At 41.3% G+C, this 14,135-nt stretch carries 9 protein-coding genes; all 9 read left to right on the top strand.

Going from position 1 to position 14,135, the window contains the following annotated elements:
• The first annotated feature begins 166 nt into the window (after nt 1-166).
• The 9 genes from BUB99_RS11625 to BUB99_RS11585 all read left to right on the top strand — a co-directional run bounded on the left by BUB99_RS11625 (nt 167) and on the right by BUB99_RS11585 (nt 14,134).
• Nucleotides 167-2,389 (top strand): RelA/SpoT family protein, encoded by a 2,223-nt coding sequence (locus BUB99_RS11625; RefSeq protein WP_073122690.1) that lies wholly within the window; start codon nt 167-169, stop codon nt 2,387-2,389.
• Between the two features lie 59 nt (nt 2,390-2,448).
• Nucleotides 2,449-2,922: a Fur family transcriptional regulator gene (locus BUB99_RS11620; RefSeq protein ID WP_170863790.1), complete on the top strand. Its 474-nt coding sequence runs from the start codon at nt 2,449-2,451 to the stop codon at nt 2,920-2,922.
• 14 nt (nt 2,923-2,936) lie between these two features.
• Nucleotides 2,937-3,278 (top strand): STAS domain-containing protein, encoded by a 342-nt coding sequence (locus tag BUB99_RS11615; protein ID WP_073122689.1) that lies wholly within the window; start codon nt 2,937-2,939, stop codon nt 3,276-3,278.
• A 7-nt stretch (nt 3,279-3,285) separates the two neighbouring features.
• Nucleotides 3,286-4,554 (top strand): adenylosuccinate synthase, encoded by a 1,269-nt coding sequence (locus BUB99_RS11610; protein ID WP_073122688.1) that lies wholly within the window; start codon nt 3,286-3,288, stop codon nt 4,552-4,554.
• 217 nt (nt 4,555-4,771) lie between these two features.
• Nucleotides 4,772-5,689: a sugar phosphate isomerase/epimerase family protein gene (locus BUB99_RS11605; RefSeq protein ID WP_073122687.1), complete on the top strand. Its 918-nt coding sequence runs from the start codon at nt 4,772-4,774 to the stop codon at nt 5,687-5,689.
• A 128-nt stretch (nt 5,690-5,817) separates the two neighbouring features.
• Nucleotides 5,818-6,591 carry a LytR/AlgR family response regulator transcription factor gene (locus BUB99_RS11600; RefSeq protein ID WP_073122686.1) on the top strand — a complete coding sequence of 258 codons (774 nt, stop codon included), beginning with the start codon at nt 5,818-5,820 and terminating at the stop codon, nt 6,589-6,591.
• 50 nt (nt 6,592-6,641) lie between these two features.
• A complete protein-coding gene (locus tag BUB99_RS11595) occupies nt 6,642-8,249 on the top strand; it encodes a histidine kinase (RefSeq protein ID WP_170863789.1) in 1,608 nt (535 codons plus the stop codon).
• Nucleotides 8,250-8,350: 101 nt separating this feature from the next.
• On the top strand, nt 8,351-10,849 hold the full coding sequence (locus BUB99_RS11590; protein ID WP_221407502.1) for a zinc-dependent metalloprotease: 2,499 nt from the start codon (nt 8,351-8,353) through the stop codon (nt 10,847-10,849).
• A gap of 12 nt (nt 10,850-10,861) precedes the next feature.
• Nucleotides 10,862-14,134: a SusC/RagA family TonB-linked outer membrane protein gene (locus BUB99_RS11585; RefSeq protein WP_073122683.1), complete on the top strand. Its 3,273-nt coding sequence runs from the start codon at nt 10,862-10,864 to the stop codon at nt 14,132-14,134.
• Nucleotide 14,135 lies beyond the last annotated feature (1 nt).

Here is a 14,135-nt window from a genome sequence, read left to right as displayed (position 1 = left end):
AACACATTCTCGTGACTGAAAAATTTGGAAGTGCAAAGCTAGTGTAGAAATTGAATTAAGCAACATCAATCTTGTAAATATTTTAAAGAATTTAATAATTGTTTTCAGGTGCTAATTCTGATCTTTGTAGATCAGTCTTTTTACAGGTTTTAGCTAAGGAATTCGAATGGGAGATGCATTTGTTGTAGATGTAGAAGAAGAGAAAAAAGAGATACTCAGACGGTATAGGAGGCTGCTTAGACGAGCCAAACCCTTTCTAAAGGATGATGACGCTAAGATTATTCGAAAGGCCTTTTTTACTGCAGCAGAGGCGCACAAGGATATGCGTCGAAAAACGGGAGAACCCTATATCTATCACCCGATAGAAGTCGCCTACATCTGTGTGGCAGAGATCGGGCTAGGTACTACGTCCATTGTGTCTGCGCTACTGCATGATGTCGTGGAAGATACTGACTGGTCACTTGGAGACGTGGAGCGTGAGTTTGGTGTCAAGGTCATGCGTATTATCGATGGGTTGACCAAAATCTCTGGCGTGCCAGGAGAGAGCATGTCAGAGCAGGCAGAGAATTTTAGAAAAATGCTCTTGACCTTGTCTAAGGATACCCGCGTCATTCTGATCAAACTAGCTGATAGACTTCATAATATGCGTACCCTAGAGAGTATGCAGCGACACAAGCAACTCAAGATCGCTTCGGAGACTTTTTACCTCTATGCACCGCTGGCGCACCGATTAGGTTTGTATGCGATCAAGACTGAGCTTGAAGACCTCTCTATGAAGTACCGCGAAGCGGACGAATACAACTATATCGCAAAAAAGATCAACGACACGAAGGAGGAGAGAAGCCGCTTCATTCGCAATTTTATCCGACCGGTTCAGAAGACGATCAACGAACAAGGGTATAAAGTAGAAATAAAAGGGAGGCCCAAATCGATCTATTCGATTGCTACTAAGATGAAGAAGCAAAATGTGCCTTTTGAGGAAGTGTACGATTTGTTTGCGATTCGTATCATTATAGATGTAGAGGAGGAGAACGAAAAGGCGGCTTGTTGGCACGTCTACTCTATCGTGACGGATAACTATACGCCCAACCCAGACAGGTTAAGAGACTGGATTAGCATCCCTAAAGCCAATAGTTACGAGTCCTTGCACACGACCGTAATGACCAACAAAGGTCAATGGGTAGAGGTGCAGATTAGAACCCGGCGTATGGATGATATCGCAGAGAAGGGGTATGCCGCCCACTGGAAGTACAAGGACGGAGCGTCTAGCGGAGAGTCTTCGTTAGACCTGTGGATCGCTAGTGTACGAGAGTCTCTGGAGCAGAATGACATTTCAGCGATCGAATTTGTAGATGACTTTAGATCGAATCTGTTCCAAGAGGAGGTTTATGCCTTTACACCAAAGGGTAAATTGATCACGCTACCGAATGGCTCTTGTGCTTTGGATTTTGCTTTTGATATTCATACAGAAGTGGGAGGTTGTTGTATTGGTGCCAAGATCAATAAAAAGCTTGTTTCACTCAATACCAAAATTAAAAATGGTGATCAGGTAGAAATACTGACCTCTTCTAAACAGCGTCCGAATGAAGGCTGGCTCAAGTATGTCATCACCTCCAAGGCGATTGCGAGTATCAAAGACTATCTCAAGGAGGAAAAGAAAAAAGCGGCATCAGAGGGCAAAGAAATAGTGCTTCGGAAGTTGAAGCAGATCAAACTCGATCTGAACAATGATACCATCAACCGAATGATTGCATACTTTGGTTCTGAATCTCCACTGGATTTTTTTTACGAGGTTGGTAAAGGGAAGATCGATCCGAAAGAGATTAAGAAAATCAGTGATGTCAAAGAGGAGAAAAAGCACAAGCGAAAACACAGCGATCAACCGAATGAAGTAGCTCACGCTACCAAAAAAGCCAAGGAGGCTAATGATAATCCATTGATTCTGGGTGAGGATATGGATATGGTAGACTATAAGTTTGCCAACTGTTGCAAACCTATTCCCGGCGATGACGTTTTTGGATTTGTAACCGTGAGTGATGGGATCAAGATTCATCGCACAAGCTGCCCTAATGCAACCGAACTCATGTCTAACTATGGGTATCGGATCATCAAGGCCAAGTGGACTTCTCAGCAGGAGATCGCCTTCTTAGCAGGAATCAAAGTAGTAGGGACGGATCGACTTGGTATGATCAATGACATCACACAGATTATATCCAACGACCTGAAGGTCAATATGAGATCGATGAGTATTGATACGGACAACGGGATATTCGAGGGGAGTGTGATGGTATATGTAGATGATACTTCGCATCTCGAAACGATGATAGACAAGCTGGGAAGCATCAATGGAATAGAGAGAGCATACCGCTTTGATTTATATGAAGATTAGTTTCGATAAAAAGCTATATTTGCACGCTGAAAGTCAAAAACACAGATAGAGTTAAAAAATTGAGCCAAACAGAAGGACATACAGAGTTACGGTCAAAGATTTATGAAGAGGTGAAAAACATCTTTACTAAGTTTTTGGAAAATAAATCATTGCGAAAAACTCCAGAACGCTACGCGATTTTGGAAGAAATCTATAGTAAGTCTGGACACTTCGATGTAGAGACGCTCTATATCAGTATGAAGAATAAAAACTATCGCGTCAGTCGCGCGACAGTGTATAATTCTTTGGATCTATTGGTAGAGTGTGATCTTGTGACTAAGCATCAGTTTGGACAGAATCTGGCTCAGTATGAGAAGTCTTACGGCTTTAAGCAGCATGACCATATCCTGATGGAAGGGACAGGTGAAGTGCTAGAGTTTTGCGATCCGAGGATACAAAATATCAAACGAACTCTAGAGGAGATGTTTGAGATAGATATTACCCATCATTCGTTGTATTTTTTCGCAAAGAGCAAAAAGGACAAGATTCAATAATTAATTCACACGAAATGACTTTTAATTTCAAGCAAGAGAATGATTTGACTATCATTCAATTTGAGGGTGACCTGATTGGTGAAGAGAATGGCCCAGAAATCATCGCGCAAGTCAACGATACCCTGAACAACAACATTACGAAATGCGCTATAGATATCACCGATGTACGGTATATCAACAGTAGTGGTATAGGCGTATTGATTACGATTTTGACCAAGTTTAGAAACAATGGTGGAGAGGTCGTACTCATTAACCCTTCTGATCATGTTAAAAAATTATTGGTTATCACTAAACTCAATGCGATTTTTGCGATCGCTGATAACCTCGATCAAGCGAAAGAAGAACTGAATAAATAAAAGAAGCATGTCTGTAGATGTATTGCTAGGACTCCAGTGGGGAGATGAAGGAAAAGGGAAAATTGTTGATTATTTGACGCCCAAGTATAATGTGATTGCCCGTTTTCAGGGTGGACCTAATGCGGGTCATACGTTGAAGTTTGGAGATACCAAACACGTATTGCACCAGATTCCGTCTGGTATTTTTCACGAAGGATCACTTAATGTAATTGGAAATGGAGTGGTGCTAGATCCTGCTATCTTCCAAAAGGAAATCCTTGCTTTGGAAAAGTTCGAGAACTACAATCCAAGCAAACTAAAAATATCTAAAAAAGCGCAACTCATTCTACCGACACATAGGATACTAGATGCGGCGTATGAAAACGCCAAAGGAGCGAAGAAAATAGGTTCGACCCTCAAGGGGATCGGTCCAACCTATGAAGATAAGATCTCTAGAAATGGACTCAGAGCAGGTGATACACTGGGAGCTGATTTCATGGATAAGTATGAGGTGTCTAAAAAGAGACACTTGGAAATTCTTAGCAAATACGATTTTGAATTTGACCTGACAGAACTAGAGGATGCCTTTTTCAAGGGCATTGAGTTCCTCAAAACCTTCGACTTGATCGATAGTGAGTATATGCTCAATGGTCATTTGGATGCTGGGGATAAAATCTTGGCAGAAGGAGCGCAGGGATCAATGCTCGATATTGACTTTGGGAGCTACCCATTTGTGACGAGCTCCAACACTACGACTGCTGCAGCATGTACAGGACTGGGTGTGGCTGTCAACCGTATCGGTGAGATATTTGGAGTGTTCAAGGCATACTGTACGAGAGTAGGTAGCGGTCCATTCCCTACCGAACTACACGATGAGACGGGAGAGACACTGCGTACGAACGGTGGAGAATTTGGTGCTACGACAGGACGTCCACGTAGATGTGGATGGTTGGATCTGCCTGCATTGAAATATGCGATCATGGTCAATGGAGCAACACGCCTTTATATGATGAAGGCCGACGTATTGACAGGGTTTGAAGAGATTAAAATCTGTACTCAGTATAAAAGCAAAGATGGTAGCGTGACGGATCAGATACCACATGATCTATCTGACGATACTTTCTCACCAGTGTATGAGACATTGTCAGGCTGGAGTGAAGATTTGACAGGTGTCTCTAGCTACGATGGCTTGCCTGATACGGTCAAGCGCTACGTGGAGTATATAGAGAAGGCAGTAGGTTTGCCGATCGATATCGTATCAGTAGGGCCAGATAGAGATCAGACATTGATCAAATAAGTGCTGTGACACTTTAGAGAATTGAAACCTCGGCTATGATGCCGAGGTTTTTTTTGTTTTCACGGAAGTGAACTTTGTAGCGATTATCCTTCGGTATTGGTCAGAATGTCTAGGGTAGGTGTGCAATGAAGGTGATAGTTTTGACTTACTAATTACTAACATCTACATGGGACAAGCAGAATACTGCGAGTCTATTGGATAATAAAACAAAAGCATAATGAAATTGATGAATATGATCGCTGTGGCTTGCCTTGTAGTAGGAGGAGTAGCCTGTCAGTCAGCACAGAAAAATGAAGAAACTGTAGAAATGAGTAAGATGAAAATATCACTAGCCGAATGGTCGCTGCACCGTGCGATCAAAAGTGGAGAGATGGATAATCTGGACTTTCCGAGAGTAACGGCAGAGGAGTTTGGGATCTATGCTGTGGAGTATGTGTCGCAGTTGTTTCCTGACAATAATTTTGATATGGCATACTTGCAGCAGCTCAAAGATAGCTGTGAACATTATGGAGTGAAGAGTACGATGATCATGGTCGATCATGAGGGAAATCTAGGGGATACGACAGAAGTGTCCCGCCAAACCGCAGTGCAGAATCATATCAAGTGGCTGGAGGCTGCACAGTTTTTGGGATGTTTGTCTATTCGTGTCAATGGCAATGGCTTTGGGTCGGATGAGGCGGTGACGGCTGCTTTGGTGAAGTCACTGAGAGAACTGGGAGATGTTGCTAAGGAAAAGGAGCTGATGGTGATCATAGAGAATCATGGCATCAGCATGCCGGATGGCTCGTGGAACATGAACTCGTTTTCTAGTGATGGGGCGAGATTAGCCCATGCGCTAGCAACGGCTAATCACCCTAATGTAGGTGCATTACCTGATTTTGGCAATTTTGCAGACTATGACAAATACCAAGGTGTGAAGGATTTGTTGCCCTACAGTTTTGGGATCAGTGCCAAAACATTTGCTTTTGATGAGCAGGGCGAATGTGCTGAGACAGACTATCAGCGCATGTTTGACCTGATCAATACCAGCGATTTTGACGGATATATTGGTGTGGAGTTCGAGGGAGATGGAGTCTCTGAGTACGAAGGGATCAAAATGACCAAAGCATTGATAGAGAAGTATCGAGAGGATTAATAGGATATGATTTTTCGGACATGAGGTTGCCTTTTGATAAGAGAACCGCTTTTTTTTAAGGTAGTTCCTTGACGAGGAAATGAATAGAGATTAATAACGTTTGACATTAAAGATTTAGTTATTTCTTTATGAAAGTAGTAATCATAGAAGACGAAGATTTAGCGTCTGAATTTTTAGAGAAATTATTGCTCAAGAGTCCTTATGATCTAGAAGTCATCGCGATTTTGGATAGCAAAATGCAGGCTTTTGAGTGGTTTCAACACAACAGTTGTGATTTAATATTTAGTGATATACACTTGGGTGACGGGATGAGTTTTGAAATATTCGATTCTTTGGATATTAAAACCCCGATCATATTTACAACGGCTTTTGATAAGTATGCCATTCAGTCTTTTGAGTATTTTGCGATTGATTATTTACTGAAACCATACAACCGTGAAAAGCTCAATTCTGCATTGGAAAAGTATACCGGTTTGAATGCTACAGGTAGCGAACAGGGTGACAAGATTGAAATGCTACTTAAGGAGTTTAAGGGACAAGCGCCTAAGAAGAGCCAAGAGCGTTTTTTAGTCACTAGAGGTGATCAATTGATTTCGCTAAAGAGTAGTGATATAGGGTGTTTTATGGCGGATGACAAGTACCTGTATCTTTATACAAAAGAGGGAGATAGTTACTTATATGAGGATACGATTTCTAATTTAGCGCTTAAACTAGACCCTGAAGATTTCTTCAAAGTCAACCGAAAATATATCGTGAGTCATGCCGCGATCAAGACTTTATCTAAATTCAGCAAGAATAGAATTAATGTTGAACTAGGAATAGGAGCTCTTTCCGAGGAGTTAATATTGGTAAGCGCAAAGAATGTAGGAGCATTTAAAAATTGGTTGAACGGCGTAGAATAAATCGTGTCTGGAGGTTTGAGAACGATAAATTGGAGTATTAGAAAATGCAAATGGGATTTTTGCTAAATATCAAAAGGCATCAGCACTACTTTTATATCAGTATATTTTTGGTAGGGTTGTTTTTTGTAATTATCGGGTTGATTACGTCCAAAATTACAGATGTCACTGAGGAATTGGTAGTAGAGGTAATTCGTGAAAAACACGTTGCTCAGCAAAATGCCTTGTCATTTGAGATCAATGCATTGGACTTGTACATGACAGACGTAGAAAATACTTTTAGTAATGGCCTTTCGTCTGATCAACTGGTTTCTAGGTTAGGCTTGATCAGTGAGCTAACATTGACCAATGAAAAGATTGTCAATAGTTGGGTAATGGTGTTCCAAAAAGGCGAGTTGATCGATAAATTTTCGTCTAGGATACTAGGTGCTGAAGAATGGGCAGGTATTGCTTTGGAAGCAGAAGCGTTGATGGCGCTGACGATGGAGAGTACTATCAACAAGATCGTACGGACTGATTCTTCGACATTGGAGCGAAAGATGATTATGGGTAAATCCACGAAGGGGGATGTGATTATTTTTGGTTATGATGTGGATTTAATTCGTTTTTGGGAGTATTATTCTCAGAACTATTCCTCACGTGGGGGGTATAATGTATTGTTCAATGGTGATGGTATTTGTATGCTGCACCCTGATCCAAAATACATTGGACAGGCGATTGAATTTTATTTTGAAGAGGTTAGTATTCAGGATGTGTTGAATAATGAAGAAGGTTCGAAAGGAATATTTCCGTTTATTCAGATTCAGGCTGTTTCAGAATATTTGGGGCTGGAGGTGATGCGGTATTATAGCGTGATAGAGACCAACCGAAAACATGATGTGATTCAGGTTGCTAGTTTTCCGATTCAGATCAATATTGAAGAGTCACTTTTAGATACCAAGCGTTATTTTTATTGGATTGGACTATTGACACTGGTGACGTTTATTATGATTCTCGGTTTGTCCAGATTTCAGCTTAAAAGGGAGTTTGTCAAAAATAGAGTGACAGAAAAAGAGAAAGAACATCTTAAGCTCATGAATGAAAAATATCAGCGAGAGAATGCTGTATTACAACTTAGGCGCTTGAAACGAAAAATGAATCCGCATTTTCTTTTCAATGCGCTCAACTCTTTGATCATGTTAATCGAAACGAATCCAGAGCTGTCTCAGGAATTTGTACTCAAACTCTCAGAGGTCTACCGATACTTATTAAAAGACAGACAAGGGAATTTAATCACCGTCAAGGAGGAAATGGAGTTTTTGCAGCAATACATTTTTCTTCAAAAAATAAGATTTAGCACAAGTCTCAATGTATCGATCCTCTATGAGGACGGAGGTATGAGTATGACCAAATCCATTCCGTTGTTAGCATTAGAGACTCTTGTAGAAAATGCGATCAAACACAATGAGATAACCAAGACGAACCCATTGTATATAGAAATTAAGGTTAAGGAAGATCAAATCGTGGTTAGTAATAATTATAACCCTAGAGCCGTAGCTGATAGTCATCACTTGGGGTTAGAGTACTTGAAAAATAGCTATGAATACTACGAAGTATCGACATTTAGAGCGCGAGTGGTAGGGGATCAATACATTTGCTGTTTGCCTTTACTCACTGTATAGACCATTTCACTCCTATTAATGTCGTATTGACTCCTTTCTATTTTTTAAGGAAAGGAGGTAAATATACATTTGAGGAAATTGAGTGTAGTATGGTGAGTTGTTTGAAATCTGTTTTCCTTTTTCCCTTATTGGTTGTAGTTGTCTTTTCTGGATATGCGCAGGAAGTAGAAGGTAAGGCTGATAGTGTCAAAACTGATGGTGAGTTTTCTTATGCGAAATTGATGAAAGAAGCGAAGAGCCAAGTAGGCCTTTTCTCAGTACATCAAATGAAGGAAGATGTATATTTCGAAATCCCCGATTCTGTATTGACGAAGGATCTATTGATTGTCAATAAGGTGTCAAGTGTACCCTATGCATTGAATGGGCATGGATTGAATAAGGGTATGACTTATGAAACCAAATTGATCCGGTTTTATAAAGATACATTGATGAAAAAAATATGGGTAAAGACAATTAACCCTAGAGTAAAAGTGCCAGCAGATGATGCGATTTCTTTGTCTGTCCGAGATAATTTTGGCGAATCAGTAATAGAAGAGTTTAAAATCGAAGCGCAAAATGAAGACTCAACGACCGTTGTTATTAAGGTTAATAAAGTTTTCAACGGGACAGAGAAGAGTTTTACTGACATACTCGCGAATACAGGATTAGGAGGAGGTATTAAAGCTAACTTGTCTAAGATAGAAGAAGTTAAGGCCTTTCCTGAAAACATCGTCGTGAAATCTCTAATGACTACATCTGTGAGTGAGGGAGGTCCAGCATTGCCACTCTCTGTAGGTGTTACGATCAATATTGTTTTGCTACCAGAGGAGGTGATGACTCCACGTTTTGCTGATGATAGAATTGGCTATTTCGGAATTCCACTGGAGTATTATGCAGATGATCAACATAAGGTTGAGCATAGAGAGATCATCACCAGATGGAGACTCGAACCCAAAAAAGAAGATGTGTCCAAATACAAGGCTGGAGAACTTGTTGAACCACAAAAGCCAATTGTGTACTATATAGATCCCGCTACTCCTCCACAGTGGAGAAGCTATATAGAGCGGGGAGTTATGGAATGGAATGAAGCGTTTGAATCTGCTGGCTTCAAAAATGTACTACATGTCAAGTACCCGGTAGCGGAGGATACGACTTTCGATGTGGACGATGTGCGATACTCTGTCATCACCTATGCAGCTTCCGAAAAACAAAATGCTATGGGGCCAGCTATAGTTGATCCACGGAGTGGTGAGATACTGGAATCAGACATCATTTGGTGGCATAACCTGATGATGGGATTGCATCAATGGATGCGTGTTCAGACAGGCCCAATAGATCCAAAAGCTCGTGCCAACAAGTTTACCGACGAACATATGGGGGAGGCGATCCGGTTCGTGTCATCGCATGAAGTGGGACACACTTTTGGTCTATCCCATAATATGGGGGCATCATATAGCTATCCTGTAGATTCGTTGCGTTCCCCTTCATTTACAGCTAATATGGGAGGAACAGCTCCATCGATTATGGACTATGCTAGGTTTAATTATGTCGCTCAACCAGAGGACTCTGTCAAGGAGATTACGCCTCAAATAGGTGTATATGATCGTTATGCAATTAATTGGGGCTATAGATGGTTAGATGTGGAGACGGCTCATGATGAGTTGTCAACCTTGGACCGATGGATCAGAGTTCATGAAAATGATCCTTTGTACTTTTTTGGGGCACAGCAGAGCCCAAAGGATGTTGTTGATCCAAGATCTCAATCAGAAGACTTAGGTGATGATGCAGTAGCAGCTAGTGAATATGGATTGCTCAACCTTAAGCGCATCGTGCCTAACATAATAGACTGGACTTATGAAGAGGGTGAGGATTACTACAATGCATCCAAACTCTACAAAGGAGTCATCGATCAGTGGGTCACTTATAGTGGACATGTCATGGCCAACATCGGAGGCGTCTATCTCAATAATACTGTATATGGAGATGGTAAGGATAGTTATGTGCCAGTACCAGCAGATGTCCAACGTCGGTCACTTGCCTATTTGATAGAGAACGCTGTACTGCCACAGCACTGGCTATTTACTCCTGATTTGATTCATAAAGCATACGTAGTACGTGACGCGCCTGATGGAGAGCGGTATTATTCCCCTGTGTCTCTCATGAGAGTATATCAAACCAATGCGTTGTTTGGCCTAATCAAAACAGATAGGTTGATGCGAATAATAGACAATGAGGTATTGGTGTCTGATTCGGAAGATGTTTTTACGGCACATGATATTTACGATACTTTGTTCGAAGTGATTTTTGAGGAACTCGCTGCTACTAAAAATTTGTCTATGTATGACCGAATGACACAAAAGAACTATGTCGATGTACTGACCGTTGATCGGTTGGAGTTATTAAAGAAAACTAAAGAACAGTCACTGACCCCCGAATCAGAGGCTTTTAAGAATATCCACTACACCTATATCCCTAGAGTCTCTGATATAGCCTCAGGCAAACGCGCTGAGCTAGAACGGATACTTGCATTTTTAATTAAGAAGCGTAAAAAGGGAGACCGAGATACGCGCGAGCATTATGAAGATTTGATTGCTAGAATCGAATACAATTTAGAGAACTAAGAGATAGAAGGAATGAAAAGAATTGTTTACTTATTATTTCTATTGCCGACCATCGTTTTTGGGCAAAATCAAAAGCAAGTGAGTGGTCAGGTCGTAGATATGGATTTTAAAGAACCGGTAATTGGAGCCTCGGTGTATATCACTATGGATGCTGTCGGTAGTGAGCGCTCAGTAGTCGGGGCGATTGCAGACCTAGATGGTAATTTTACCTTTAGAGCTCCTGCTGATGCTAATACACTGGTGGTCTCATTTACGGGATACGAATCACAAACGGTCGATATCGCTGGGATGAATTCTACAGGACTGCTCATAGAGATGAAAGTCTCTGTGGAGATGCTTGATGAGATAGTCATGACTGGGTATCAAGAAACTACCATGCGAAAGACAACCTCGTCTATGGCCAAAGTAGAGGCTGTAGAAATCAAGCAAGCTGGGGTCGCTAATATCGATCAAATGCTTGTGGGGCAGCTTGCAGGGGTGTATGTCCAACCTACTAATGGAGCACCTGGCTCTCCAGCCAAGATTAACATTCGTGGAACCTCTACACTCAACGGTTCGTCAGATCCGCTCTGGGTACTAGATGGTATACCATTGGAAGGAGACGATATTCCATCAGATTTTACAGATAAGGATAACATTGATTTGCTCAAATCTTATCCTATATCTGGAATCAATCCTGATGATATTGAGAGTATCACCGTGCTAAAAGATGCCTCAGCGACTTCTATTTATGGAGCCCGAGCAGCGAATGGTGTCATTGTAATCAAGACTAAAAATGGTCAAAAAGGAAAGACGAGAGTCAATATTACTGCTAACACTTTTGTGACACAGAAACCTGACTTTAGTAAGCTGAACCTGATGAATTCTTCTGAAAAAGTTGACTTTGAGCTATACATGGCTAGTCGGTCAGATCTAAGATACCAACAAGGGCAAGGAGAGGTGGCACGTATACTCAACGAGAGCGGAGAGTATAATAACTTTACCAACAATGGTTTTTCAAGTCTAGACCCAAGTGTACAAGCCGCTATTAATGGTTTGAAAGATACGGATACCAATTGGGGAGACGAAATTTATCAGGCAGCTATTAATCAGCAGTATGGGTTGAGCATGTCAGGCGGGAATGATCGAAATGACTATTATTTTTCTGCAGGTTATTTTGATGAAAAAGGAGCTACAATAGGTGCTGAGCAAAAACGATTCAATCTTACACTCAAGAATAATTATGATCTGACTGATAATTTCACAGTAGGAGTAGCATTGTTTGGTAGTCAAAACAGAACTAGTTCATACCTCACGGGAATAGATGCCTATACCAATCCTGCGTACTACGCTCGAACAGCTAATCCATATCTAGGGCTGAAGGATGCCAACGGAGACTACATATATGATCCAGACTTAATAGAGCGGTCAGATATCAATCTGGACTATAACCTTCTGGAAGAGCGTGCTAATACCAGTAACGAGCTGATCGCTAATTCTATGAAGTCTATTTTTAGCATTGACTATACTTCTGAGATTGGGATTAAAATCACGAGTCAATTGGGACTGCAACTGGACAATGATGCTGCAGAGCAGTTTTCGGATCAGGAAAGTTACTATACTAGAAAATATGAACAAAAGTCACAGTACCTAGGAGATAATAGCGAAGACCTGTACTATATGCCAGAGGGAGGGATCATTCAAAATACTAACGCTAATGCATTTCAATACAACTGGAAAACGATGATCAACTATGGTCAGGTTTTTTATAATAAGCATGAAGTTGATGTTTTGGTTGGGACGGAGTTTAGAGAAGATAATAATACAATGGTCAGGTCGAGAGGTTTTGGCTATAACCCCAATACACTGACAACTGTTCCGATCACCAATGAGCGCGCAGCAACTGGTTCTGATTTTAATGTTTATAAAAAATCCTATTCGAGTAATGCTTATGCGTCATTCTTTGGGACGCTATCTTATACCTATGATGGTAAATATTCATTGTTTAGCAGTTTACGCTATGATGGATCGAACCTATTTGGGGTCAACCCAAAGTATAGATACCTGCCGATATGGTCAGTAGCGGGTTCTTGGGATTTGGCCAAAGAGAACTTCTTATATAGTAGTAGGTTGGATATGCTGAAGCTTAGAGCTTCGTATGGTATCCAAGGAAATGTTGATAAAACCACTTCACCATACGTGGTGGGTACCTATGGTACGGAGAGTGTTTTGCCAGGCATCAGTGAGGAGATAATTAGAGCCAGTGGAGCACCTAATGGTGATCTCAGGTGGGAAAAAACTACTTCGAGTAATATTGGGTTTGACCTAGGGATTTGGGATGGTAGATTGTTCATCTCCAATGACTACTACTACCGAAAGAGTACCGATCTGATAGGGCTACAGTCTGTGCCGTTAGAGTCAGGGTATAATACGATCAGCACGAACTGGGCTACAGTGACTAACAAAGGTTTTGAACTGTCAATTACCACGGTCAATATCGATCACACTGATTTCAGATGGAGCACCAGTTTCAATATCTCTGCTAACAGAAATAATGTAGATCGTGTCGAGATTCAAGAGGAGAGTTTTAAACCATCACTACAAGGGTATAGTGTCAATGCCATATTCGCGATCAAGACGGATGGGCTAGATAGCAATGGTATTCCGCTCTTTGTCAAAGATGGAGAAACCATGTCCGCAGTTGATTTTTATAATCTATTGGAGGGGACAGATGGCAGTCAGTTGACCCGAGAGGAACACCGTGATCTCTATACCTATGTCGGAGATGCCACGCCTAAGTTCTCTGGAGGGATTAATAACACGTTTAGATACAAGCAGTTTGATTTGCAGATTGCAGCTAATTTTAACATCAAGCAGACGGTGAAGAGAAACGCGCCATATCACATGACAACTGTGAATCCAGGTAACAATTACAGCACTGAGGTTCTTTCGGCTGGGACTGGAGACTTGCCTGGTCTCATAGGTTTCAATTCTGCTGGTATTAATACCGATTTGGTCTACAGCTGGTTCAACTCTGGAGATGGGGGCAATACATATAATGACCTAGATGTTTGGGTTGAAGAGATCTCTTATCTGCGAATCAATAGTATTCGCCTAGGGTATAGCTTATCACCTGCTGCAGCTTCGAAGCTCAGAGTATCTACAGTTAGGTTTTATTTAGAGGGAAGAAACCTCCTAGTATTTGGCTCTGACTATACGAACTACTTTGACCCAGAGACATACGGTAGTGCCTACGCCCAACCATTGCCAAAGCTTGTTTCTGCAGGTCTTAATCTCTCATTTTAAC

This window comes from Reichenbachiella agariperforans (assembly GCF_900142205.1).
Taxonomy (GTDB): domain Bacteria; phylum Bacteroidota; class Bacteroidia; order Cytophagales; family Cyclobacteriaceae; genus Reichenbachiella; species Reichenbachiella agariperforans.
Note: the sequence above shows the minus strand (reverse complement) of the source record. Positions and strands in the feature narration are given on the sequence as shown.